20 protein-coding genes are annotated in these 25,507 nt (G+C 67.9%); 14 read left to right on the top strand and 6 right to left on the bottom strand.

Annotated elements, in window-relative coordinates; genetic code table 11:
* Nucleotides 1-16 precede the first annotated feature (16 nt).
* Entirely contained in the window at nt 17-2,986 is a 2,970-nt protein-coding gene (locus tag ACZ3HV_RS22865) for a sacsin N-terminal ATP-binding-like domain-containing protein (RefSeq protein WP_465687002.1), read from the top strand.
* Here ACZ3HV_RS22865 and ACZ3HV_RS22860 read toward each other — a convergent pair.
* Both ACZ3HV_RS22860 and ACZ3HV_RS22855 read right to left on the bottom strand, forming a co-directional pair.
* Nucleotides 2,954-4,735, bottom strand: coding sequence for an AfsR/SARP family transcriptional regulator (locus ACZ3HV_RS22860; protein ID WP_465687001.1), 1,782 nt, complete (start codon nt 4,733-4,735; stop codon nt 2,954-2,956). The two genes, ACZ3HV_RS22865 and ACZ3HV_RS22860, sit on opposite strands and share 33 nt — an antisense overlap.
* Before the next feature lie 54 nt (nt 4,736-4,789).
* On the bottom strand, nt 4,790-5,605 hold the full coding sequence (locus tag ACZ3HV_RS22855; protein WP_465687000.1) for a class I SAM-dependent methyltransferase: 816 nt from the start codon (nt 5,603-5,605) through the stop codon (nt 4,790-4,792).
* A 313-nt stretch (nt 5,606-5,918) separates the two neighbouring features.
* On the opposite strand from ACZ3HV_RS22855, the gene ACZ3HV_RS22850 reads away from it, so the two are divergent.
* From ACZ3HV_RS22850 to ACZ3HV_RS22805, 10 genes are all read left to right on the top strand, one after another.
* Nucleotides 5,919-7,760, top strand: coding sequence for an ABC transporter substrate-binding protein (locus tag ACZ3HV_RS22850; RefSeq protein ID WP_465686999.1), 1,842 nt, complete (start codon nt 5,919-5,921; stop codon nt 7,758-7,760).
* Entirely contained in the window at nt 7,757-8,851 is a 1,095-nt protein-coding gene (locus ACZ3HV_RS22845; protein ID WP_465686998.1) for an ABC transporter permease, read from the top strand. The genes ACZ3HV_RS22850 and ACZ3HV_RS22845 overlap by 4 nt, the downstream gene beginning before the upstream one ends.
* Before the next feature lie 5 nt (nt 8,852-8,856).
* The gene (locus ACZ3HV_RS22840) at nt 8,857-9,732 is read left to right on the top strand and encodes an ABC transporter permease (RefSeq protein ID WP_465686997.1); all 876 of its coding nucleotides are present in this window, start codon (nt 8,857-8,859) and stop codon (nt 9,730-9,732) included.
* Complete coding sequence (locus ACZ3HV_RS22835) at nt 9,725-10,540, top strand: ABC transporter ATP-binding protein (protein WP_465686996.1); 816 nt, start codon at nt 9,725-9,727, stop codon at nt 10,538-10,540. The genes ACZ3HV_RS22840 and ACZ3HV_RS22835 overlap by 8 nt, the downstream gene beginning before the upstream one ends.
* On the top strand, nt 10,537-11,442 hold the full coding sequence (locus ACZ3HV_RS22830; protein ID WP_465686995.1) for an ABC transporter ATP-binding protein: 906 nt from the start codon (nt 10,537-10,539) through the stop codon (nt 11,440-11,442). The genes ACZ3HV_RS22835 and ACZ3HV_RS22830 overlap by 4 nt, the downstream gene beginning before the upstream one ends.
* A gap of 443 nt (nt 11,443-11,885) precedes the next feature.
* On the top strand, nt 11,886-14,126 hold the full coding sequence (locus tag ACZ3HV_RS22825) for a GAF domain-containing protein (protein WP_465686994.1): 2,241 nt from the start codon (nt 11,886-11,888) through the stop codon (nt 14,124-14,126).
* Complete coding sequence (locus tag ACZ3HV_RS22820; RefSeq protein ID WP_465686993.1) at nt 14,123-14,506, top strand: response regulator; 384 nt, start codon at nt 14,123-14,125, stop codon at nt 14,504-14,506. The genes ACZ3HV_RS22825 and ACZ3HV_RS22820 overlap by 4 nt, the downstream gene beginning before the upstream one ends.
* Nucleotides 14,503-15,621, top strand: a complete 1,119-nt coding sequence (locus tag ACZ3HV_RS22815; RefSeq protein ID WP_465686992.1) for a response regulator — start codon at nt 14,503-14,505, stop codon at nt 15,619-15,621. The genes ACZ3HV_RS22820 and ACZ3HV_RS22815 overlap by 4 nt, the downstream gene beginning before the upstream one ends.
* The gene (locus tag ACZ3HV_RS22810; RefSeq protein ID WP_465686991.1) at nt 15,618-17,210 is read left to right on the top strand and encodes a peptide ligase PGM1-related protein; all 1,593 of its coding nucleotides are present in this window, start codon (nt 15,618-15,620) and stop codon (nt 17,208-17,210) included. The genes ACZ3HV_RS22815 and ACZ3HV_RS22810 overlap by 4 nt, the downstream gene beginning before the upstream one ends.
* A gap of 8 nt (nt 17,211-17,218) precedes the next feature.
* Complete coding sequence (locus ACZ3HV_RS22805; protein ID WP_465686990.1) at nt 17,219-17,842, top strand: histone deacetylase; 624 nt, start codon at nt 17,219-17,221, stop codon at nt 17,840-17,842.
* On the opposite strand, the gene ACZ3HV_RS22800 is transcribed toward ACZ3HV_RS22805, so the two are convergent.
* Nucleotides 17,832-19,934 carry a M6 family metalloprotease domain-containing protein gene (locus tag ACZ3HV_RS22800; protein WP_465686989.1) on the bottom strand — a complete coding sequence of 701 codons (2,103 nt, stop codon included), beginning with the start codon at nt 19,932-19,934 and terminating at the stop codon, nt 17,832-17,834. The two genes, ACZ3HV_RS22805 and ACZ3HV_RS22800, sit on opposite strands and share 11 nt — an antisense overlap.
* 153 nt (nt 19,935-20,087) lie before the next feature.
* Between ACZ3HV_RS22800 and ACZ3HV_RS22795 the strand changes: the two genes are divergently transcribed.
* Nucleotides 20,088-21,446, top strand: coding sequence for an NAD-dependent succinate-semialdehyde dehydrogenase (locus ACZ3HV_RS22795; protein ID WP_465686988.1), 1,359 nt, complete (start codon nt 20,088-20,090; stop codon nt 21,444-21,446).
* A 91-nt stretch (nt 21,447-21,537) separates the two neighbouring features.
* Nucleotides 21,538-22,434, top strand: a complete 897-nt coding sequence (locus ACZ3HV_RS22790) for a hypothetical protein (RefSeq protein ID WP_465686987.1) — start codon at nt 21,538-21,540, stop codon at nt 22,432-22,434.
* Here the strand turns inward: ACZ3HV_RS22790 and ACZ3HV_RS22785 are convergent.
* The gene (locus ACZ3HV_RS22785; protein ID WP_465686986.1) at nt 22,374-23,024 is read right to left on the bottom strand and encodes an excalibur calcium-binding domain-containing protein; all 651 of its coding nucleotides are present in this window, start codon (nt 23,022-23,024) and stop codon (nt 22,374-22,376) included. The genes ACZ3HV_RS22790 and ACZ3HV_RS22785 overlap by 61 nt on opposite strands.
* A gap of 78 nt (nt 23,025-23,102) precedes the next feature.
* A complete protein-coding gene (locus tag ACZ3HV_RS22780) occupies nt 23,103-23,600 on the bottom strand; it encodes a winged helix-turn-helix transcriptional regulator (RefSeq protein ID WP_465686985.1) in 498 nt (165 codons plus the stop codon).
* Nucleotides 23,601-23,665: 65 nt separating this feature from the next.
* On the opposite strand from ACZ3HV_RS22780, the gene ACZ3HV_RS22775 reads away from it, so the two are divergent.
* Entirely contained in the window at nt 23,666-24,178 is a 513-nt protein-coding gene (locus tag ACZ3HV_RS22775) for a PaaI family thioesterase (RefSeq protein ID WP_465686984.1), read from the top strand.
* 19 nt (nt 24,179-24,197) lie between these two features.
* Here ACZ3HV_RS22775 and ACZ3HV_RS22770 read toward each other — a convergent pair whose 3' ends face one another.
* Complete coding sequence (locus ACZ3HV_RS22770; RefSeq protein ID WP_465686983.1) at nt 24,198-25,460, bottom strand: aspartate aminotransferase type Ic; 1,263 nt, start codon at nt 25,458-25,460, stop codon at nt 24,198-24,200.
* Nucleotides 25,461-25,507 lie beyond the last annotated feature (47 nt).

Here is a 25,507-nt window from a genome sequence, read left to right as displayed (position 1 = left end):
GGGGCATACTGCACCGGTGAGTGACGACGGGTTCGGTACGGCGGGGATTCGCGAGCGGGTGCTGGCCGGGTGGTCGGCGGCGCCGGTGCGGTTCCGGGAGGACGCGAACGCCGAGGAGGACCTGGCGCTCGGTGGGTACGTCGATCGGCTCGTGATCGAACTCGCCCAGAACGCTGCCGATGCGGCCGCGCGGGCTGGTGTGCCGGGACGCGTCCTGTACGAGTTCCGTGGCAGCACGCTGGTCGTCGCCAACACGGGTACGCCGTTGTCGGCCGACGGCGTCGAGTCACTCGCCACGCTGCGTGCTTCGGCGAAGCGGGACGAGCCGACGATCGGGCGGTTCGGCGTGGGGTTCTCCGCCGTACTCGCGGTGACCGACGAGCCGGTGATCCTGTCGCGGACGGGTGGGGTGCGGTTCTCGAAGGCGGACACGGCGGCCGCGATTGCCGGACTCGGGTCGGCCGGGCTCGACACCGAAGTACGCCGGCGGGACGGTCAGGTGCCGGTGCTGCGGCTGCCGTTCGAGGCCGAAGGTGAGCCGCCGGAGGGGTACGACACCGCGGTGATCCTGCCACTGCGGAACGAGGCCGCGGCCGCACTCGTCCGCCGCCTGCTGGACGAGGCCGGCGATGCGCTCCTGCTCGCGCTGCCGGGTCTCGAACGCATCGAGATCGAAACCGAGGACAGCCGAAGGGTCCTCGCCGACGCCGAGTCCCGCTGGTGGGTCCACCGCGCCGCCGGAGTCTTCGACGAGCAAGAACGCGAACGACTCCTCGCCGACCGCCCCACCGAAGAACGCACCAGGCCAAGCTGGTCAGTCGTCTGGGCACTCCCGCGTGATCACACCACTCGGCTTCCAGGCGTGGTCCAGGCACCGACGCCGACCGACGAGGCGTTGTCGCTGCCTGCGTTGCTGTTGGCAAGTTTTCCGTTGGATCCCACGCGGAGGCATGTGGCGAAGGGAGCCTTGGCGGATCGCGTTGTGCGGGAAGCTGGGGTGGCCTACGGGGGGCTGTTGCGGAAGCGGGCCGAGGATGAGGCCGACGTGCTGCATCTTGTGCCGACCGGTCTGGCGGCGGGGGCGTTGGATCGGGCGATCCGGGACGAGATCCTCACCGTGCTTCCGGGTACGCCGATGGTGCCGGCGGTCGAGGATCGCGGTCTCCTGCGGCCGCTTGATGCTGTGGTCGTCGAGGGCGCGGACGACTCCTTCAACGCTGTCCTCGCGCCGATCGTGCGAGGGTTGATCCGGTCGACGCGACAGGATCGGCCGGCGTTGGACGCGCTCCACGTACGGCGGCTCGAGCTGGCTGAGGTGGTGGATCAGCTCGGGGGAGTGGCTGCGGACGAGGCGCCCGAGTGGTGGCGCACCCTTTACTCCTCGCTGGCCGGCATGGTGACGGATGCCTTGCTCCGTGAGTCTCTCGGCACCCTGCCCGTCCCGCTCGCCGACGGCCGGCTCGTCCGCGGCGCCCGCGGTCTGCTGCTGCCGGGTCCGGAGATCCCCACCGACATCCTCGCCGCCTTCGGGGAGTACGGCGTACGGGTAGTCCACCCGGAAGCCGTCGACCCGGCGCTGGAAAGGCTGGGAGCGCTCTCCGCGACGCCGCGGTCGTTGCTCGAGGACAGTTCCGTACGCACGGCCGTCGAGCACTCGATCGAGGCCGACGACCCCGATGCCATCGCGCACGCGATCCTCAGCCTGGTCGCCGCGGACCCGTCGCAAGCAGAGGGACTCTGGTGGCTTTCCGACCTGGGACTCCGCGACGCCGACGGTGACCTCGTCCCGGCAAACGCGCTCGTCGTCCCGGGATCGGGAGCCGAGGAAGTCCTCGACGACGAGGAGGTCGCGCCGGTCGCCCGCGAGCTGCTCGATCGCTACGGACAACCCGCACTCGAGGCCGTCGGCGTCCTCGGATCACTCGGTCTCGTCACGGCCTCGGACGTCGCGCTCGATCAGTTGCCCGAGGCACTCAAAGACCTCGACGGCATCGAGGACTGGGCGTACGACGTCGCGCCCGACGGATCGCGGTACGGCGCGACCGTCGGCGAGCTGATGGCCATCCGGGATCTCGACTGGATCACCGACGACGCCTGGCCGCGCGTCCTCGAACTGCTCGGTGCGTCGCCGGATCTCCGCCGCGCACTCGTCACCCAGGTCCGCGTCGTGGGGCCGGACGACCGTCCCCTCGGCGTACCGTCGTACGCGGCCTGGTGGATCCGCGACCGGGTGCTTCTGGACGACGGCGAACCCTTGGCGGGAAGGGCCGATCCGGAGGCCGAGCCGGTACTGGCGCAGTTCCTGGACGAAGCTCCGCCGTGGACGGCCGGGCTCGACCCCGAGGTGCGGACGGCCGTCGGTCTGGTCCGCGACGTCGGCGATCTCGATGCCGACGGCATCGGTCTGCTGCTGGAACGGCTGGCGGAGCCGGAACGAGAGGTGGAAGAGAGCGATCTGTTGCGTCTCTGGCGGCACCTCGGCACGCTGTCGCTCTTCCCGGGCGACGCTCCGGAGCACGTCCGGGTCCTCGCGGACGACGGCCTGACCCACGTGATCGAGGCGGGTCATGCGGTCGTCGTCGACGGCCCGATGTGGTTGCAGCGCGCGGATCTCGGCGGTTTCGTGGTGGCGTCCGGCGCCGCGGCGGACGGGTTGAGCGATCTCTTCGACGTACCGATGGCACAGGAAGTTGCCGAGGGCAAGATCGACGGTGCGGGTACGGCGGCCGACGTGCCGGCGATCGTCCGTGAGCTGGTGCCCGAGGTTCCGCCGACGTGGTGGGAGCACGAGGAGCTCACGGTCGACGGTGTCGAGGTGTCGTGGTGGGTGGATGCAGAGGGCGCTCCCCACGCGGCCACGTTCGACGGCCTGGCGAAGGCGCTGGCGTGGGCGAGCGGCCGCTGGGACCAGCGCCACGTGATCCGTGCGGTGCTGAACGAACCGGACCGCAGCTCAGAACTGCTGACCGACGCCGCCTACGACTGAGTGCAAGGCAGGATTGTCGATGGTGGTGCTGAGGGTGCGGGCCGAGGTCGCGGCCCGGGGATCTCCCAGGCGACTGAGATGAAGCTGCGCGCGGACCAGGAGTTCGCGGAGGTCGCACCGGGCGGCCAGTGCTGAGAGCTGAGCGGCAAGAATCCGGGCACGTTCGTGGTCGGAGCGGGCGAGGGCCTCGGTGATCGCGGCGTCCAGGACGTGGGCATGGACCCACTGGTAGCGGTCCGGTTCGGTGCTGGCTCGCGTCAAGGCGAGGTCGAGCCATTGCGCCGCCGCGGGATGGTCACCGCGCTTGGCGTTCAGGAGAGCGAGACCACGACCAGCCATACCTTCCCAGCACGGGTCGCCCAACTGGCAGCCCAACGCCCACGCTTGTTCGAACCCGTCGAAGGCGGTGTCGAGCTTCCCGGCGTACAGGTCGAGCTCGGCAGCGAGCGCTTGCGGCCAAGGCTGGAAGGCGATCCAGCGTTCCTGCTGTACGAGGTCGAGCGTTTCGTTCAGCGCCGAAGCGGCCTCGTCGTACTCCGAACGCAGCAAATGCGCGCGCCCGACGAGGGACAGCGACCACGCCTGCTGCCGGCGATCGCCGCACCGGGCCGCGAGCTCGACCGAAGCCCCGAGGTGCTCGAACGCGGCCGCATAGTCGGACCGGTCGGAGGCATTCATACCCCGAACGCCAAGGATCGCGGCGTGTTCGGCATCGGTTTCGGCCAGCGCTTGCGCCTTGGTCAGCGAGTCCTCGCCGGTCCTCCGCCGCCCGGCCTGCACCTCGATGAAGCCGAGCTCGCGCAGAGCGAGCACTGACGTAGCCCGTTCGCCGGCCTCCTCGGCGACCAGCAACGCCTCGTGCAAGACGATCGCGCCCTCCTCGTCATGCCCGCGGATCGCGTGCACGAGAGCGCCGCCGAGGGCCGCGAGAGCTCGAGCTTCGAGCGTCTTGTCATGGCACTGCACGGCCAACGCGGCCGCTTGACGCAAACACTGCAGACCGGCGTCAACAGCACCAGCGACGATCGCGGCCCGGCCCGCTTGGAGCTGGCTCACCGCGGCAGCTCGGCCGCTCATAGGCGGTGCCGGATCCGGAGTGAGCGTCGCGGCCTCCTGCAGCGAGGACGTGACCTCAACGCCCAGCTCACGCCGGAAAAGATCCGTACAGAGCGCTATCTGTCGCAGCGCTGCGGCCCGATCGCCGGAGGCCGCGAGGCTGCGGACCAGGAGTTCGTGGTTGCCCTGTTCATGGGGGTTGGCCGCAACGGCCTGTGCAGCAAAGGGAATCGCGTCCGCGGCGCGACCGGCAGCGAGCAACGAGATCGCTCGCTGCCGAAGCCGGGCCTCGATCGCGCCCGCGACCCGGTGACGCTCGACCAGCAACCACGACTCGAACTCGGGACACGACTCCAGCTCGACGCCCTCCAAGAGCTCGCCCCCCGACGTCAGCAAGGAGTCCTCCTCGAGTCGCAGGACATCCACCGGCGTCGCATCGTCGAGCGTGGTCACCACCGGATCCCCGGTGAGCAGATCCGGTACGCCGATCGCCCGACGGAGCTCGGCCAACGTCCAGCGCAGCGCGCCCAGCGGATCTTCGGCGTCGGCGAAGAACAGTTCGGCGAGTCGGCGCCGGCTCGGTGGCCGCTCGGCCAGCAACAGATAGCCGAGCAGCCCCCAAGCCTTCCTCCCCCGCGGCTGGCGCCCCGGCGCCTCGACCATCGGCGGTCCGAGCAAGCGAATCAGCGGCACAGATCTCACCCCCTCGCGTGAGACCTCCAGTGTCGCCCCCGCGGCCGCGTTCGGTCAGTGCCGGACGCCAACGGCTTCCAGGTATTCCGCGCGGGCCGCGACCGTACCGTCGTTCGCGTAGTCGAACGCTCGCGGTACGTCGGCAAGTTCCGCCGCGAACTGCCGGTGGTCCTCGCCGTCCAGCGTCCCGGCCAGCCGGGTGATCGGCCCGTAGAAGTCCATGAACCAGTCGGCGAAGTGCTCGGGAGAGTGATAGCGGAACACGTACTCACGCTTGGTCAGCGAAGTCCACTCGACCCGGTTACCGAACAGCTCGAACAGGTGCGCCTCGGTTCCCCACAGCGTCGGCGACTGCACCCCGGCCGGCAGCGGTGCCCAGGTCGAAACCGTCTTGAACAACTGGCCGATCATCCCGGTCGGCGTCCAGCTCGCCAGCGCGATCTTGCCGCCTGGTTTGACGACGCGGACCAGCTCGTCCGCCGCACGCTGGTGGTTCGGCGCGAACATCACCCCGACCGTGCTCAGCGCGAGATCGAACGCTTGATCCGGGACCGGAAGCTGCTCGGCATCGCCTTCGGTGAAGGTCACCGGAACGTGTTCGGCCGCGGCCCGTTCGCGGCCCTGCTCCAGCAGATTCGTCGCGTAGTCGACACCGGTAGCGTCGGCGAACCGCCGGGCCGCTGCCAGTGCCGCGTTGCCCTGACCGCTGGCGACGTCGAGGACGCGCTGCCCGGCCCGTACGTCGGCGGCCTCGACCAGGAGCTCGGCGATGATCTGCAGGGTGTTGCCGACCCGCGGATAGTCGCCGGTCTGCCATGCCGCTCGCTGCTTGTCCTTGATCGCCTCGAAGTCCACGGCCGTACTCGTCATGTCGTTTCCCCCTGGAAGTCACTACCACTTCGGTGGCCGGATCTGGCCACCCGGATCGATCCAAACCCGTCACCGTGTGACGCGGCGTGTGACGAGACAGGCCGTCGTACGACGGGACCAAGGGCGCAACTGATCACACAGAGCAAAACATCGTTGTCAGAGGTTGGTATATCGACTGGCCTGCGGATATGACCTGATGTTTCCAACGTGGCAATGAACTCTTGCCAACGTTGTCAACGCTACTTATAGTCCGTGGCACCTCTCGGTGGGTGACTAGCCTGTCCGCGCAACGGAAACGGAGGTGACTTTCGTCATGAACGAAGCGCCGCGCCCGCAGTTCGAAGATGTCGAAGATGTCGTTCGCTATCAGTTGAGTCGACGAAGTCTGGTCGGAGGAGGTGCGGCGGCCGCGATGACGGCCTTCCTGGCCGCCTGCTCCGGTGGTGGCGGGTCGTACTCCGACAAGCCCGCCAACAACAACAAGCCCGTCGCGACCAAGTCGATCCAGATCGGCAAGGCGAACATCCCGGTCCCACGGGACCAGTCGGTGATCGTCGGCCAGGTCGAGTACACGGTCTTCGACAGCTTCAACGGGATGATCCCGAACGGCTCGCCCGGCGGCGCCGGCGTCGAGCTCAGCACCGAGCCGCTGTTCTACCTCAGCTTCGCCAACGGCGAGATGCGGCCGTGGCTGGCGACCGAGTACAAGTACAACGACGACCACACCGAGGTGACCTTCAAGTTCGACCCGAAGGCGCACTGGAACGACGGTCAGCCGCTGGGCGCGAACGACTTCAAGTTCACCATCATGCTGCTGAAGGATCGTCCGGACCTGTTCGGCGGTGGCGGTGAGCTGAAGGAGTTCGTCAAGGACATCGAGGTCCCGGACGCCCAGACCGCGGTGGTGAAGATGCTGAAACCGGCACCACGGTTCCACTACAACTTCATCTCCGCGATCGCCGGTCCGCCGCTCGGTATCATGCCCGAGCACATCTGGAAGTCGCAGGATCCGACGAAGTACAAGGACAACCCGCCGGTGCACAGCGGTCCGTACAAGCTGAAGCAGGCGATCCGGAACCAGAAGATGTTCGTCTGGGAGAAGGACCCGAACTACTGGAACAAGGACAAGCTCGACGTCAAGCCGCAGTACGTCGTCTACCAGAGCACGTCGAAGCAGCTCGACCAGGCGTCGCTGGCCTTCGAGCGCGCGGAGTTCGACGTCGGCTCAGTGGACGAGCAGCACGCCAAGCAGCTGCGCAACACCGGCTACCCGGCCTTGCAGACCACCCAGTTCCACGACCCGAACCCGCGGGTGCTGTGGCTGAACTGCGACCCGGCCCGGGGCGTGATCTCGGAGACGAAGATGCGCTGGGCGATCAACTACTGCCTGGACCGGGAGAAGATCGGTAAGTCGATCTGGCCGGTCCCGGTGCCGCCGGCGCAGTACCCGTGGGCGGACTACCCGACCAACGACAAGTGGAAGAACGACGAGCTCGCGAACAAGTACAAGTTCGAGTTCAACCCGCAGAAGGCGACCGAGCTGCTCGACGAGATCGCCCCGAAGAACGCCGCCGGCAAGCGGACGTACAAGGGCAAAGAGATCAACCTCGAGATCATCACCCCGTCGCCGGTGGACGGTGGTGAGTACGCGATCGCCAACGTGCTCAAGACCGAGCTCGCCAAGGTCGGGGTCCCGGCCACGCTGCGCAGCCTGGCCGGCAACGTGCACGACGAGAAGTTCCAGCGCGGCCAGTACGACATCGACTCCAGCTGGGCCGGAATCGCGATCGACCCCGAGCAGCTGTACTCGGACTGGACCAGCGACAAGTACCAGCCGGTCGGCAAGAACGCGGCCGGCAAGAACAAGCTGCGGTTCCGGAACGCGAAGTTCGACGAGGTCTCCAAGAAGCTGGCCGGGCTGGACCCGGACAGCGAGGAGGCGAAGCCGCTGCTGAACGAGGCGCTGGAGATCTACTTCCAGGAGCTGCCGATGCTGTCGGTGATCCAGACCGGTTACCCGTCGTACTTCAACACCACGTTCTGGAAGGGCTGGCCGACCGACGAGGACCTGTACGAGGTCCCGCTGAACTGGTGGCAGCATTTCATCTTCGTGCTGGGCAAGATCGAGCCCACCGGGCAGAAGGGACCGGCGTGACGGCGGAAGCCCCGCCGGTGGTAGCTGTTGACAAGAGCCAGGACTCCGCACCCCGGGCGGGGGTGCGGGCCTGGCTGTCGCGGCATCCGCTGGCGGCGTACGCCATCCGGAGGCTCGGGCTGTACGTGGTGGAGCTGTGGGGAGCGCTCACCATCGCGTTCTTCTTCTTCCGGCTGATGCCGGGTGACCCGATCCAGACGCTGATCCAGACCCTGCAGCAGAACTACATCTACAACCAGCAGGCCAGCGCGGAGATCATCGCCCGCTACCGGCACGAGTTCGGGCTGGACGGGAACCTGCTCACCCAGTACGTGACGTACATGCAGAAGCTGGTTCTGCACGGCGATCTCGGGCCGAGCCTGATCAACTACCCGACGCCGGCCCAGACCGTGATCCTGCGATCGTTGCCCTGGACAATCGGTCTGCTCGGGATCTCCGCCGTCATGGCCTGGATCCTCGGCATCGTGATCGGCGCGATCGCCGGCTGGCGGCGCGGCAAGCTCGGTTCGGCGATCGCGACCAACCTGTCGATCGCGCTGTCCCACGTGCCGTACTTCTTCGTCGCGCTGATCCTGGTGTACATCTTCGCGTACTCGATGGGCGTGTTGCCTGCGAGATCGGCCTACGACTCCAACATCAATCCGGGGATCAGTCCGGAGTTCATCGGCAGTGTGCTCAAGTACGGGTTGCTGCCCGGTCTGTCGATCGTGATCATCGGGACGTTCAGCTGGATCCTGTCCACCCGGATGCTGATGATCCCCATTCTCGGCGAGGACTACCTGGTGTACGCCGAGGCGAAGGGACTGAAGGGTTCGCGGATCCTGACCCGGTACGCGCTGCGGAACTGCTACCTGCCGCAGATCACCGCGTTCGGGATCTCGCTCGGCTTCATCTTCAACGGGAACGTGCTGGTCGAGCAGTTGTTCAACTACCCGGGGCTGGGGACCACACTGGTCACCGCGATCCAGCAGCTCGACTTCAACACGATCCTCGGTGTCACCGACATCGCGATCTTCTCGGTGCTGACCGCCGTCCTGCTCCTCGACCTCGTGCTCCCGCTGCTCGACCCGCGGGTCAAGTACTGGAAGTGATGCCGATGAGACTCCTGACCGCGGTACTGCGGACCATCCGGAACAGCCGGCGGCTGGCGACCGGACTGGTCATCCTCGGACTGCTGATCCTGGTCGCGCTGTTCAGCCCGTTGATCGTGAAGGCGATCGGCGGCGGACAGGACCCGATCGAGCTGGCGGCGTACGACAAGTGGCAGGTGCCCGGACCGCAACATCTGCTCGGCACCGACCAGTTCGGCCGGGACGTGTTCGCGATGGTGGTGAAGGCGCTCGCTGTCTCGCTGCAGATCGGCGCGATCGCCGGTGTCATCTCGACGGTGGTCGGCGTGATCGTGGCCTTCGTCGCCGGGTACAAGGGCGGCTGGATCGACGGGATCCTGTCCACGTTCACCGGCATCCTGCTGGTCATCCCGACGTTCCCGTTGCTGATCGCGCTGTCGGCGTACGCGAAGAACGTCAGCCTGTTCCAGGTCGGCGTGATGATCTCGATCTTCTCCTGGCCGTTCGCGGCCAAGACGATCCGCTCGCAGGTGCTGAGCCTGCGGACCCGGCCGTACGTCGACCTGGCACGGGTCAGCAAGGCGCGCGACCTGGAGATCATCGTCACCGAGCTGCTGCCGAACCTGTTGCCCTTCATCGGCGTCGGTTTCGCATCGTCGGCGCTCGGCGCCATCTTCGGCCTGGTGGGCCTGGAGATCATCGGCCTCGGGCCGGGCGGCGTGATCGACCTGGGCCAGATCATCTTCAACGCGATCGGTACCGGTGCGCTGACGCTGGGCGCCTGGCCGATGTTCGTCGTACCGATCGGGCTGCTGACCTTGTTGTTCGCGGCGCTCAACATGGTGAACATCGGCCTCGAAGAGGTCTACAACCCGCGACTGAGGGGAGTGGCCGGTGAGTGACGCGAACGTGCTCGAGGTGAAGGGCCTCGAGGTGACGTACCGCAGCACCCGCGGCGATGTGAAGGCGGTGCGCGGTCTGGATCTGGACGTGCGCCGCGGCGAGATCCTCGGGATCGCAGGGGAGTCCGGCAGTGGGAAGAGCACCCTCGCGGTCGCTCTGCTCCGGCTGCTGAAACCGCCGGGCAAGGTGACGGCCGGGTCGGCGATGTTCCGGCCGGCCGGCCGGTCGCCGGTCGATCTGCTGAAGGTGAACGGCGAGGAACTCCGGGTCCTGCGGTGGAGCGCTCTGTCGTATCTCCCCCAGGGATCCATGAGCTCGCTCAACCCGGTGGCGCGAGTGCACGACCAGTTCAAGGACGTGATCCTCGAGCACGCGCCGGGCCGCAAGGCCGAGCTGGACACGCTGATCCCGCGGTTGCTCGGGCAGGTCGGCCTGGAGCCGCGGGTCGCGCGGATGTATCCGCACGAGCTGTCCGGCGGGATGAAGCAGCGCGTGCTGATGGCGATCGCGGTCGCGCTCGAACCCGACCTGGTGATCGCGGACGAGCCGACCACCGCGCTGGACGTGACGATCCAGCGGGTGATCCTGCAGTCGCTGGCCGATCTGCGCACCGACTTCGGCGTGACGCTGATGGTGATCTCGCACGACATGGGCGTCCACGCGCAGCTGGTCGACCGGGTCGCGGTGATGTACGAAGGGCGGCTCGTCGAGGTCGGCGACGTACGGCAGGTGTTCAAGGATCCGCAGGACGCCTACACCCGGCAGCTGATCGAGTCGATCCCACGGGTCGGAAGGAGGGCATCGTGACGTTTGGTCGGGAGCAGTTGGCCGAGCTCGAACTTCGTGGCGTACAGCAACGATTCCACGCTCGCGGCGTGGAGGGCGGGTACGTGACCGCGGTGGACGACGTGAGCTTCTCGCTCGCGGCGTCACCACCGCAGGTCGTCAGCCTGGTCGGCCAGAGCGGCAGCGGGAAGAGCACGATCGCGCGGAACGTGCTCGGCCTGCAGAAGCCGACGGCGGGCACCGTGCTGTACGGCGGCAAGGACATCTTCTCGCTGAGCCGGGCCGAGTACGACGAGTACCGGCGCGACGTGCAGCCCGTGTTCCAGGACCCGTACGCGATCTTCAATCCCTTCTACCGCGTGGATCGCGCGCTGTGGAAGGCGGTCAAGAAGTTCGGCCTGGCGTCGACGCGGTCAGCCGGCCTGGAGTTGATCGAGGAGTCGCTGCGGGCTGTCCGCCTGGAGCCGGAGAACGTTCTCGGCCGGTACCCGCACCAGCTCTCCGGTGGTCAGCGGCAGCGCATCATGCTGGCCCGGGTGCACATGCTGCGGCCTTCGTTCATCATCGCCGACGAGCCGGTCTCGATGCTGGACGCCCAGGTCCGCAAGCACTTCCTCGACATCCTGCTCGACTTCCAGCGCGAGCACGGCATGACGACGCTCTTCATCACCCACGACCTGTCCACCGTGTACTACCTCGGTGGCGAGGTCATGGTCATCACCAAGGGCCAGATCGTCGAACGCGGTCCGGTCTCCTCGGTGATGCACGAGCCCTCCCACCCGTACACCAAGCTCCTGCTCGACTCCATCCCCCAACCCGACCCCGACAACCGCTGGACCAGCCGCATCCAGGTCGACGAGCTCGACCAGGTCGACGACAACACCCCAGCCGACACCACCAAACCGGAAGCCCCGATCCTCTGATCATTCGAGGGGATATCCGGCTCTCCTGGTTGATGTGTGGGTGATCTGTCCCGCGCCCGGCGCGGACTGGCCGCCATCGGTCCGCGGGAACGCCACCGACACCGGGGGTTGCCCGTTCAGTTGGAGGGTTGCCCACTGAGAATGTGAGTGGGCAACCCTCCACCTCGATGGGCAACCCCTGACCTGAGGGCACCCGCTCGCCGCACCTGCCGGTCCGCGCGGGGCCGGCGGGGGCGGCGGGGGCGGCCTGGGCAGCACTGCATCGCAGGCACCCTAGTCTGAACGATTAACCGACGGAATATGAATTTTTCTGTCTCCTTCCGGTGAGTTTCAAACCATCCTGAACGTGGAGACGGTAGTCCGCTCACCGGGCAGCGATTGCTCTCCGCGACGATCGGCGGGAGACTGGACTGGCGTGCGGCCTGGGGGTGGGGGAGGCCGCGATGGGCGGGCGGGCGCTCGCTGGGGGCGCCGGAACAGAGTTGGAGCGGCAGCGGCTCCAAGGGCAGCTCGCGGCCTTGACCGACCAGTTCGCCGCGGCCAACGAAGTACTCTCCGCAGTCGGCCGCTCAGCCGGCGACCCGGACTCCGTCCTCACCACCATCGTCGAGAGCGCCCGCCGGCTGTGCCGGTCGCAGGCCGCGCAGCTGTATCTGTTCGAAGACGGCTACTACCGACTGAGTAAAGCCGTCGGTATGTCGGCGGAGTCGATCCGCTACATCACCGACCACCCGATCCCGATGGACCGGGGAACGTTGATCGGCCGGGCCGGCCTGGACCGCACCACCCAGCAGATTGCCGACGTCCTGGCCGACGCCGACTACAGCCGCCAGGACCTGCAGCAGGTGGGCGGCTTCCGGACGACGATGGGCGCGCCGATGGTGATCGACGACGAGGTGGTCGGGGCACTGTGCATCTGGCGCAACGACGTCAGCCCGTTCGACGAGCGGGAGCAGAACCTCGTGACTGCGTTCGCCGGGCAGGCGGCGATGGCGGTCAACAGCGTGAAGCTCGTCCAGCAGCTCGAGGCGCGCGGCGCCGAACTCGTACGGAAGCTCGGTGAGCTCGAGGCGCTGCGCGAGGTCGGCGAGGCGGTCAACTCCAGCCTCGACGTGTCCAGGGTGCTGTCGACCATCGCCAAACACGCCGTCAAGATCTCGGCCACCGACGGCGGCTCCATCATGGAGTACGACGAGGACGCGCGGTGTTTCCTGGTCCGCAGTGTCTACCAGACCGACCCGCGGGTGATCGAACGGCTGCGGGCGACCCGCATCCACCTCGACGAGACCCTGGTCGGTCGTGCGGCCAAGCTCGGCCGGCCGCTGGCGGTGTCCGACCTCGACACGGCGGAGCTCGATCCACACCTCTCGGTTCTGTACGACGCCGGCTGGCGCTCGCTGGTCGCCGTACCCCTGCTGCGTGAAGGTCAGATCGTCGGCTCGCTGGTCGTCCGCCGCAAGCGAAAGGGTGAGTTCTCGGCCGAGACCTTGACGCTGCTGGAGATGTTCGCTGATCAGTCGACGCTCGCGCTGCTGAACGCTCAGCTCTATCGCGAGCTGACGCAGCGCAGTGCGGAGCTGGAGGTGGCCAGCCGGCACAAGTCAGAGTTCCTGGCCAGCATGTCGCACGAGTTGCGGACGCCACTGAATGCCGTCCTCGGGTTCTCCGAAGTCCTGCTGGAGCGGATGTTCGGCGAGCTCAACGAGCGCCAGGAGGAGTACCTGCGCGACATCCACGGCTCGGGCAAGCACCTGCTCGAACTGCTGAACGAGATCCTCGACCTGTCCAAGGTCGAGGCCGGGCGGATGGAGCTGGAGTACTCGACGTTCCCGCTGCGCCGCTTGCTCGACAACACCGCCGCGATGCTGCGCGAACGGGCCACCTTGCACGGCATCGAGCTGCGGGTCGAGGTCGGGCCTGGCATCGACGAGGTGTACGCCGACGAGCTGCGGCTGAAGCAGGTCGTGCTGAACCTGATGACGAACGCGGTGAAGTTCACCGGCGACGGCGGCTCGGTGGTGGTTCGCGCCACCCGGTCGGGGGCCGAGGTGCACATCGCGGTCACCGACACCGGTCGCGGCGTACCGACGGAGGACCGGGAGCGGATCTTCGAGTCGTTCCAGCAGGGCGGCCGCGGGCCGTCGCAGGAGGAGGGCACCGGACTCGGTCTCACCCTGTCGCGGCGGATTGTCGAGCTGCTCGGCGGGCGGATGTGGCTGGACAGCGAGGTCGGTGTCGGCAGCACGTTCGGATTCTCCTTGCGGAGCAGGGAGAACGTGGACCGGCCGAACCCGGCCCGGACGGTCGGCGACGTCGTGATCATCGAGGACGATCGGCCGTCGCTAGACCTGATGACGGCCTACCTGTCCGGCGCGGCTGTGCGGGTGACGGTCGCCGGTGACGGCCAGTCCGGGCTGGACGCCGTACGGCGGGTCCGGCCGTCCGCCGTACTGCTGGACATCCGGTTGCCGGGGATCGACGGATGGGCGGTGCTGCAGGCGTTGAAGGCCGAGGCGACCACCCGCGATGTCCCGGTGATCATCGTGTCGATCGTCGACGAACGGGCCCGTGGCGCCGCGCTCGGGGCCGCCGCGTATCTGGTCAAGCCGGTCAGTAGGGACGAGTTGCTGCAGGCGCTGCGAGCAGTCGGTGTGATGGCCGGCAACGAGGGGGAGAGCCGATGAATCCAGGCCGGATCCTGGTGGTGGAAGACAACCCGAAGAACCTCAAGCTGGTGCGGGACGTGCTGAGGTACTCCGGTTACGAGGTGATCGAGGCGACGTCGGGTGAGGACGGGGTCCGGCTCGCGGCCTCCGAGCATCCCGACCTGATCCTGATGGACCTGCAGCTGCCCGGGATCGACGGTGCCGAGGCGTTGCGCCGGATCCGGGCCGGCGAGCGGACCCGCGCCGTACCGGTGGTCGCGGTGACGGCGTTCGCGATGGACCACGACCGGCAGCGCGCGTTCGACTCCGGCTTCACCGGGTACGTCGAGAAGCCGATCAGCGTGCGCCGGCTGCCCCAGCAGGTGCGGGACTTCCTCCGATTGGGCGGTGCGACATGACGAAGGTGCTCGTGGTCGACGACCAGCCGCCGAACGTCCGGCTGCTGGAGGCGATCCTCAGTCCCCGCGGGTACGACGTACTGACGGCGTCCTCAGGTGAACAGGCCTTGGAGCTGATCGGTGCCGAGGACATCGATCTGGTCCTGCTCGACATCCTGATGCCCGGGATCGACGGCTACGAGGTGTGCCGCCGGATCCGGGACCAGGTGGATACGGCGTACCTGCCGGTCGTGATGGTGACGGCCAGCGGCGACGAGCAGAAGGTGAAGGCGCTCGAGGCCGGCGCGGACGACTTCCTCACCAAGCCGGTCAACCAGAGCGAACTGCTCGCGCGGGTGGCGTCGCTGGCCCGGATCAAGCGGTACCAGGATACGATCAAACGCCAGGCCGCCGAGCTGACCGCGTGGAACCAGGAACTGGAGTCGCGGGTCGAGAGTCAGGTGTCGCAGCTGCAGCGGATGGGCCGGCTGCGCCGGTTCCTCAGCCCGCAACTGGCCGAGTTGATCGTGGACTCCGGCGACGAGTCGTTCCTGGCCAGTCACCGGCGCGAGATCGTCGTGGTGTTCTGCGATCTGCGCGGCTTCACCACGTTCGCGGAGGCGAGCGAGCCGGAAGAGGTGATGGGCGTGCTGAAGGAGTACCACCACGCGCTCGGCGACCTGATCTTCCGGTTCGAGGGAACGCTGGAACGGTTCGCGGGCGACGGCCTGATGGTGTTCTTCAACGATCCGGTGCGCTGCGAGGACGGGCCACTGCGTGCCTTGCGCATGAGCGTGGCGATGCGGACGCGGGTGCGTGGACTGGCGGAGACCTGGAGCCGGCACGGCCACGATCTCGGGCTCGGGATCGGCGTGGCCCAGGGATACGCCACGCTGGGCACGATCGGGTTCGACGGGCGGCTCGACTACGCCGCGATCGGCAGCGTCACCAACCTGGCCGCGCGGCTGTGTGCCGACGCGGAAGCCTGGCAGATCCTGGCGACCGAGCGGGTGTACAGCTCCGCCGGCGACGTGGTGATCGGCGAGGACGCGGGATATCGCGACGTGCGGGGATTCAGCCGGACCGTGCACGCGTTCAGCATCCGCGGGCTCGACAACTCCCGGATCGCCTCATGACCGGCGATCTGTGGACCCCGCCCGGCGAGGCGGCCCGTGGCTTGTCCGCCCTGACCGAGGACGAGCGGTATCGCCGCTTCGACGAGCTGCAGGCGCGGATGGCCGGGGTGTGGGAGGCGATGCGGCTGAACTACGACGACGAGTCCGTGGTCGTCGTACCGTCGATCTCGCTGGACAAGACCGAGGCCGCGGGAACCGGGACGGCCATGCAGGCCTATGAGGAGCGGTTCCTGTTCCTGCTGATCCTGTTGCGGGAACCGCGGCTGCGGATGGTCTACGTGACCTCGATGCCGATCGCGCCCGAGATCATCGAGTACTACCTGTCGTTGCTGCCCGGCGTGATCCCGAGCCATGCGCGCGCCCGGTTGACGCTGATCCCGGTCAACGACGCGTCGCCGATCCCGCTCAGTGAGAAGTTGCTGGCCCGGCCCCGGCTGCTCGAGCGGATCGCCGCACTGGTACCGAATCCGCTGCGATCGCACCTGATTCCGTACAACACGACCGAGCGCGAACGTGATGTCGCGATCAGCCTCGGCATCCCGATGTACGCCGCCGATCCGCGGCTGGCGCCGTTGGGTTCGAAGTCCGGAGGCCGCCGGTTGTTCGCGGAGGTCGGCGTACCGTACCCGCTCGGGGTGGAGAACCTGCGCAGCCTCGACGACCTCGCCGACGCACTGGTCGCGATGCGCACCGACCGGCCGGCGATGGATAGCGCGATCGTGAAACTCAACGAAGGAGTGTCGGGCGAGGGCAACGCGGTGGTGCGGCTGAAAGGGATCCCGGCGTCCGGCTCGCCGGGGGAGCGGGACGAGGTGTTGAAGCGGCTGCGCGAGATGGAACTGGAGTCGCCGACGACGCCGTTCGACGTGTACATCGCCAAGTTCGCCGAGAACGGCGGGATCGTCGAGGAGCGGATCGTCGGCGAAGAGCTGCGGAGCCCGAGCGTTCAGCTCCGGGTCGTGCCCGGCGGTGGAGTCGAGCTGTTGTCCACGCACGACCAGTTGCTCGGCGGTGCGAGTGGGCAGAGTTATCTGGGGTGCGTGTTCCCGGCCGCGCCGGAGTACGCGCGGATGATCACCGAGCATGCCGAGGCGATCGGGCGGCGGCTGGCGGCCCAGGGTGCGCTCGGGCGGTTCGCGATCGACTTCGTCGTGGTCCGCGATGCCGCCGGCGGCTGGACGCCGTACGCGATCGAACTGAACCTGCGCAAGGGCGGGACGACGCACCCGTTCCTCACGCTGCAGTACCTGACCGACGGGAGGTACGACCCACGGACAGCGCTGTTCCTCACGTCGCTGGGTCAGGAGAAGCATCTGGTCGCGACGGATCATCTGGAATCGGAGTTGCTCAAAGGGCTGGCTCCGGCCGACGTGTTCGACATCGTGGTGCGGCATGGGCTGCACTTCGACCAGTCGCGGCAGGTCGGGGTCGTGTTCCACATGATCAGCTGTCTGACCGAGTGCGGCCGGATCGGGCTGACTGCCGTCGGGGACACGCCCGCGGAAGCCGATCGCCGGTACCGTGATGCTGCCCGCATTGTGCTGGCGGAGGCCGAGCAGGCGTTCGTCGAGCATCCACTCCCGGTCTGAGAGGTTCGATGCAGCGAGTTTGGTACGTCGCCTACGGTTCCAACCTCGCTCTTGACCGATTCCGGTGCTACCTGGCCGGCGGCCGCCCGGCTGGTGGCGCGCGCGAGTACCCAGGTTGTCGCGACCCCAGCGACCCTGAACAGATCGCCGGCGTGATGGTGCCGGGCGGGCTCGTCTTCGCCGGTGCCTCGCGCGTCTGGGGTGGCGGTTCGGCCTTCTACGACAGCACAGCCAGCGGGCAGGTCGCCGGCCGCGCCTACTTGCTGACACCGGATCAGCTGGGCGACGTCGCAGCCCAGGAGATGCGCCGCGAGCCCGGCTGCGATTTCGCCCGCGACCTGGCCGGCCTCCTGCCCGACCTCGACTCGATCCACACCATGGGGCCGGGCCGCTACGAAACCGTCGCCCGCCTCGGCGAACTGGACGGCGTCCCCATGTTCACCGTCACCCACGGCACCGTCTCCGACCTCGACCTGGCCGCCCCGACAGCGCCGTACCTGCGTTGGATCGCGACCGGCCTGGCCGAAGCGCACGGATGGGACCTGCCGCAGATTGTGGAGTACCTGCTGGCCGCGCCGGGCGTCCGTAGTGGGTGGGCGCCCGGCGCCTTGGCTGACGTGCTTAGCGCTTGATGGCTGTGCAGGTTGCGGTGGATTGCTTGGTGGGGTCGCTTTCGGAGGTGGCGGTGAGGGTGATTTGGGCGATGGGGCTGGCGCCGGCGGTGGCGTAGACGGGGATGGTGGTTTGCTGGCCGGCATTGGCGGTGGTGAGGGCGTTGGGCAGCGAGATCGCCCAGTCCTTGCCGTTCACCGTCGCGGACACGCGGTAGACGTCGCCCTTCAGGTACGGCGTGACGTCCTCGGGGTGTTCGGACACGGTGCCGGCCTTGCCGGTGTTGGTGAGCTGGAAGTTGCAGGTCTGGACGCCCTTGGCCGACGGCTTGGCGACGGTCGGCAGGACCCGGACACCACGCTTCTGCGGGCCGGAGCCGTCGAGTGAGCGGATCGCGACCGTGTAGGACAGTACGCCGGTGCGGTCCCGCCGTACGTTGGTGATGTAGAAGTGCAGCCGGTTGGCGGTGTCGGTGTACTCGTACTCGCTGCCCGAGTTCGTGCCGGCGTGGAACAGGGCGTCCGACAGCTGGCGGTAGTCGCCGATCGTGATCGGGATCTTGGTGCCGTCGGGCAGGACGTAGTCGGTCATGTTGATGTCCTGCGGGTTCGCGTCGACGACCCACTCGAACGGCGCCTGGTCCTGGTTCTTGGTCTTCGCCAGCAGTACGCCGGAGTCGGGCGTGAACGAGTCCGTGCCCATCCGGTCCACCACCTCGACCGTGTAGTTCTGGTACCCGCGTCCGTCACACAGCGGATCCTTGGTCGTGTCACACGCCGGCGCCAGGTCACCAGCACCGCCGAGCTGGATGTTGACGCCGGACAGGCCCTTCGGTCCGGGCTGCGCGGTTCGCGCGGTGACGTTAGCGATCACCACGCCCGAGGTCGCCAGCGCTTCCCGGGACAAGCGCAGCACGTTCTGCTCGTCGACCATCTGCAGCTTGATCTTGTTGCGCAGCATGTGTTGTGCGCCCATCGAGGCGCCACCGGTCGCCGGGATCATCCAGCGGCTGTGTGGTCCGCCGGGTCCGTTGAAGCTGCCGCGGGACAGCATTTCCCAGATCCCGGTGTACGCGCGCCGGGCGGGTACGCCGTACGGGTTGTTGTAGTTGTCGCCGATGCCGAGGATGTGGCTGAACTCGTGGGCGAAGACGGCCATGCCGGAGCTCTCCGCCTGCGTCGACGAGCCACCGCCGGCGTTCGGCCAGATCGACGAGCCCGCCGCCCATGACGTCCAGTCGACGTACCGGGTGTCGGACCAGTTCCGCTGCGCCGGGTCGGGTGGGCCGAACTCCTCGGTGACGTCCTCCTTGGTCGGGAACTTCATCATCCCGAACTCCTGCCAGGTGGACGACTCGTCCTGCCCGGCACTCAGGAAGAACACGAAGTCGAATCCGGCCGGTACCTCGGGACCCTGGTCGGCGACCCAGGCCGCGCGGCCGTCGGTGCGGATGTTCCGGTTGCAGTTGTCGCCGGCCGGACAGTCCTCATCGCTCTGGAACTCCATCGCGTACTCGTGCGACTTGCCGGGCAGCCGGTACGGGCCGAAGGCTGTGAGGTCGACGCCGTACCGGCCGCCGGAGTCCTCCATCCAGTACTCGTGCAGGGTGTGACCGTGGTTGAGGGCGCTGGGCGTGTTGAGGAAGTTCTTGTAGAACTGCGCGGTCTGGTCCCGCGGTACGCCGTTCGCCTCAGCGCTCGGGTTGCCGAACACGGTCGAACCCTTGGGCTTGGTGATGACGAAGTCCTGGTTCGGGTAGTCGAGCAGTACGAGCGCACCCTTGAACGTCCGGGTGGAACCCTTGGACGCCGGGTTCGCCCAGTCCGTCCCCGGCGGCTTGACGTAGTCGCTCCACGTCATGTGGTCCGGGTTCTCCCAGTTCTGCGGATCGATCGGACCCGGCAGACCCGTGGACGTGGTGGTTGCGATCCGCTGGTCCTGCCCAGACTCCTGCCACGGCTGCTTCTGCGGCCAGTGCGGATACTGCCAGGCGTTGGCGGGATCCGGGGGAGGACCAGCGTCAGGTGAAGCCAAGGCCAACGAAGGAACAGACACGGCGGTCAGTACGGCGATCAACCGCAGGACAACACGAAACTTCCGTTGCTCAGACACGGGCGGGCATCCGATCGACGAAGGGGCGGGACAACGGGCAGCCATGAGCTTGCCTCGCGAACACCCCTGACCACAACAGGTGAGACCACTGTATACAGTATGGAGAGAAGTCGTTAGCCTGGGCGGGTTGTTTCCGTGGTGGATGGAGGAGCCATGTATGTAGTCACCAATCCGGCGACGGGTGTGCTGGTCGAGGAAGTGGCCAACTCGACGGAGGCGGAGGTTCAGGCGGCGATCGGGCAGGTGCACTCCGGGTATCCGGGGTGGCGGGCGCGGTCGGTGGAGGAGCGGGCCGCGATCGTGGCGCGGGCCGCCGACCTGTTCGAGGAGCGGGCCGACGAGCTGGCGGCGATCATGACGCTGGAGATGGGGAAGCGGGTCAACGAGGGCCTGGGTGAGGTCGGCATCGTGGTCGACATCTTCCGGTACTACGCGGACCACGGGCCGGCGTTGCTCGCCGACGAACCGCTGGACATCAAAGGTGGTCAGGCGGTCATTAGCAAGGGACCGATCGGACCGCTGCTCGGGATCATGCCGTGGAACTTCCCGTGCTACCAGGTCGCGCGGTTCGTCGCTCCGAACCTGGTGCTCGGCAACACCATCCTGCTCAAGCACGCGTCGATCTGCCCGCGCTCGGGCCGCGCGATCGAGGAGATCCTGCGGGCGGCCGGCGTACCGGATGACGTCTACGTGAACACGTACGCGTCGAGCCGGCAGATCCCGGCGATCCTGGCCGACCCGCGGATCGTCGGTGTCTCATTGACCGGCAGCGAGCAGGCCGGGGTGTCCGTCGCCGCCGAGGCCGGCCGCAACCTGAAGCGGACCGTGCTCGAGCTCGGCGGCTCCGACCCGTTGATCGTGCTCGACACCGCGGACATGGACGAGACGGTGAACGCTACCGCGACCGCGCGGATGCGGAACTGCGGCCAGTCCTGCAACGCGCCGAAGCGGATGATCGTGCTCGCCGACCTGTACGACGAGTACGTCGACCGCCTGACCAAGCGAGTCGCGGAGTACTACGTTCCCGGCGATCCCGCGGATCCGGAGACGAAGCTCCCGCCGCTCGCGTCGGCGTCCGCCGCGGATGAGGTCGCGGCTCAGGTCGCCAAGGCGGTCGAGCAGGGCGCGACGCTGCGGACCGGCGGCCACCGGATCACCCCCGGCGCCTATCTCGAGGCGACTGTCCTCACCGACGTCACGCCGGACATGGACGCGTACTACGAGGAGATCTTCGGCCCGGTCGTGATCGTCTTCAAAGCCGAGACCGAGGATGATGCGATCCGGCTGGCCAACGACACGCCATTCGGGCTCGGTGCGTCCGTCTGGGGCACCGACCCCGACCGGAACCGCCGCGTGGCCGACCGCATCGAGGCCGGCATGGTCTACGTCAACCGCGCCGGCGGCTCCCAGGCCGACCTCCCCTTCGGCGGCATCAAACGCTCCGGCCTCGGCCGCGAACTGGGCCCAGCCGGCATCGAAGAATTCATGAACAAAAAGTCCATCAGACTCTGAACCCGCTTCGCGGGGTGCGGCTGGCTGGGTGAGGTCGCGGGCGGCCGACCTCGCGCGCATACTGCGAGTACAGGGGAAGAGGGGGCCGACTATGCCCGTGCCGGGTGGTTACTCCATCAAGACCTATCGCTATCTGCGGATGGCGATGGTTGCCATGATCGCCCTACTCGGCGCCGCGCTGGTGATCGAGTGGTCGAAGACCGATCCGAGCTGCCTGCAGAACTCGATCAGCGCCTACTACTACACGCCCGTACGAGCGATCTTCGTCGGCAGCCTGATCACGATCGGCGTCTGCATGGTCGTGCTGAAGGGCAACACCGAGCCCGAGGACATCCTGCTCAACGTCGCGGGACTCCTCGCGCCCGCGGTCGCGCTGGTCCCGACTCCCGGGCGGGGAACGTGCCACTCGGTGCCGGTGGACATCGGTGGCGCGGCGGCGAACGTCGCCAACAACATGCTCGCGTTGTTCATCATCGGTGCACCGTGCCTGGTGCTGACCGCGATCTTCGTGATCCGGGACCGGATCGCGAACCCCGATCGGTGGACGCCGATGTACGTCCTCGGTCTGGCCGTCTCCGCGCTGATCTTCGGTGGCGGGATCGTCTGGTTCTTCGCCGACCGCAGTGGGTTCATCGGCAATGCGCACTACGCGGCCGCGATCGTGATGTTCGTCTGCATCGTCGCGGTCGTGCTGCTGAACGCGGAGCAGTTCCGGCGCAAGCAACGCAAGCACGCGGTGCCGCACTCACCGGCGAACCGGTACTCCGTGATCGCGCTGGCGATGGTGATCGCTCCGTTCGCGATGCTCGGCTGGAGAGCACTGTTCGGCTGGGATCACGCCGTGCTGTGGATCGAAGGCGTGCTCATCCTGCTGTTCGCCGCCTTCTGGCTGAGCCAGACCCAGGAACTGTGGAACGAGGGCATCCGTCAGGAGTTGCCGCGGTCGCAGGCGACACCGTCACCGTTGCGATCGAGCGCCGTCGAGTAGCCCGGGTCGCCCCGGTGCAGCGGCGCCTTCCCGGCGGCCCGCACCTCGGCGCAGCTCTTGTAGACCACCGGTGCGCTGCTGGTCTCGGGCTCGGTGGTCGGCGTCGGCTCGGTCGGCGTTGGGGTCCGTTCCGTTGACTTCGTCTCGGTCGGTGCCGGCGTGGACGTCGGCGTCTCACTCGTAGTCGGGGTCGGCGTCGGACCCGACTCGCGGGTCGGCTTCTCGGTCCGGCCAGGAGTCGTGACCCCGGTCGTCGGCACCGTTGCCGAGCCGGCCGTCGTCGGCGCCGGCTCGGTCCCGGAGTCGCGGATGGGCGTCGTACTCGCCGAGTCGTCGCTGCCGCCGAACGGGTTGAACAGAACCAGCGCGATCAATGCGAGCGGGATCGCCGCGATCGCGCCGAGCTTGACCCGGCCCGGTCCGCCGAACCGGCCCACCGGACCGCGGACCCGCTTGCCCTCCTCGTCGACCCAGAACGCCCAGCCGTCCGGCGCGGGCGGCCATGACTCCGAAGGTTGCCAACGTTTCGGTGGTCGCCACCGCGCGGTCGGCGGCTCGGGCCAACCGGGCGGTGCGTTGAACTGCCTCAACTCTGCCTCCCCAGTGCAGGCAGCAGCCTAGCGAGCGCACGCGGCGAGGGAAGTCCCGGGGGCCGGAATCCCTTCATTTCATGCGTTTGAACGCCGTCGCCGCGCGCCGGGTCCTGGTCGCGGTACGGCGTCGCGCGGTGACGTAACGGCATGGCCCGACTCGCAGCGGATCTCGGTGTGGACGGTCGAGCCGCAGTCACGATGCTCGATCGAGAGCGGCGAACCCTCGGCGCCGACCAGATACTTGTCGCCCCAGTCCCGGATCGCGATCAGCAGAGGGTAGAGGTCGAGGCCCTTCTCGGTCAGGCGGTACTCGTAGCGCTGCCGCGCCCCCGGCTCGCGGTACGGCGTCCGCCGCAGGATGCCGTGGTCGACGAGCTTGTTCAGCCGGTTGGACAGCACCTGGCGCGGGATGTCGGTGCGGATCCGCAGGTCGTCGAACCGCCGGATACCGTTGAACACCTCCCGCAGCACCACCACGGTCCACCGCTCGCCGAGGATCTCCATCGCCCGGCCGATCGGGCAGTTGTCCACCGACCAGTCCAGGGCGTCGTACGTCGCCGTCGTACCACTCATGCGGACATCCTAGTGAGGTCTAGGTCTCGTTGACAGACCCAGGTGGGTGATGTGAGGCTCGGTCCATGACCGATACGCAGGAGCAGACCCGCAGCCGGACGTTCTCGTGGACCGACCCCGTGCTGACCGCGGCGCGGATCGGGACGACGTCCGGGCTGGAGATGCTGCAGGCGATGCGGGACGGCGAGATCCCGGCACCGCCGATCCTGCAGCTGGTCGGCGCGACCGGCTTCGAGGCGGAGGAGGGGCGCGTCGCGGTGTTCATGCCGGCGGCCGAGTTCCACTACAACCCGCTCGGGTCCGTCCACGGCGGCGTCATCGCGACGCTCCTCGACACGGCCGCCGGGTGCACAGTGCACTCGACGCTGCCGGCCGGCGTCGGCTACACGTCCTTGGACCTGATGACCCGCTTCATCAAGCCTGTCACGGTCAACTCCGGCCTACTCCGTTGCGAGGGCGCCATCATCAGCCGAGGCCGCCGCACCGCGGTCGCCCAGTCCCACTTGTACGACGAACGCGGCACGCTGCTCGCGCATGCCACGTCCACCTGCATGATCTTCGAGTTGCCCACCGCCTGACGACCGTGGGCACTCGGCTTCAGCTCTGTTCGGCGAGGAGCTTTTCGGTGGCAACCAGGCGGACGCAGGTGGCCAGGCCGGTGATCGCTGCTTCTACCTCGGGAAGTTCGGGGTAGGTGGGGGCGATCCGGATGGTCTGGTCCGTCGGGTCGTCACCGTACGGGTGGGTGGCGCCGGCCGGCGTGATGGCGATGCCGGCCGCCTTCGCCTTGGCGACCACCTCGCGGGCGCAACCCTCCGGCACCTGCAGGCTGACGAAGTAGCCGCCGGCCGGGGCGGTCCAGGAGGCCAGTCCGGTGCCGCCGAGCTCGGCGGTGAGGATCTTGTCGACCACGTCGAACTTGGGCCGGATCACCTCGGCCAGCGTCCGCATGTGGGCGCGCAGTCCGTCCGCGTCGCGGAGGAACTGCACGTGCCGGAGCTGGTTGATCTTGTCCGGCCCGATGCTGCGCTTGACGGTGTGGCTCAGCCACCACTCGACGTTGGCCGGCGACGACCCGAAGAAGGCGACACCGGCACCGGCGAAGGTGATCTTCGAGCTCGACCCGAACACGAACGCCCGATCCGGGTGCCCGTTCTCGGCGGACAACGCGAGTACGTCGGCGATCTGGGCGGGGGAGTCGGTCAGGTGGTGGACGGCGTACGCGTTGTCCCAGAAGATCCGGAAGTCCGGGGCAGCCGTCTCCATCGCGGCGAGCCGGCGGACCGTCTCGTCGGAGTAGACCGTGCCGTCGGGGTTGCTGTACTTCGGTACGCACCAGATCCCCTTGATCCGCGCGTCCTCGGCGACCAGCCGCTCGACGACGTCCATGTCCGGGCCTTCGGGCGTCATCGGCACCGGGATCATCCGGATCCCGTACCGCTCGCAGATCCCGAAGTGCCGGTCGTACCCCGGCACCGGGCACAGGAACGCCAGGCCGTCCACGTCGGCCCACCGCTGCTCGGCACCCGGCACCTTGCCGAGCAGCGCGAACACGACCGCGTCGTGCATCAACTCGAGGCTCGAGTTGCCCGCGGCCATCAACTGCTCGACCGGCACCTGGAGGTCCTCGGCGAAGATCGCGCGCACCTCCGGCAGGCCCTGCAGGCCACCGTAGTTCCGCAGATCCGTCCCGTCGGCCGCGACCGGATCGCCCTCCAACCTGAGCACCCCGTTGGCCGCATCGAGCTGCTTGGGCGCAGGCTTCCCGCGCGTCAGATCCAGCTTCAGCCCCTTGGCCACCAACGCCTCGTAGTCCTGGCGGGCACGGTCACGCTGGGCGGTCAGCTCATCGACACTCACAGGAAGTCCTTTCACAAAGCTAGGTGTTGGACCCCAGCCTAGTGATC

The organism is Kribbella sp. NPDC020701 (assembly GCF_055562215.1).
Note: the sequence above shows the minus strand (reverse complement) of the source record. Positions and strands in the feature narration are given on the sequence as shown.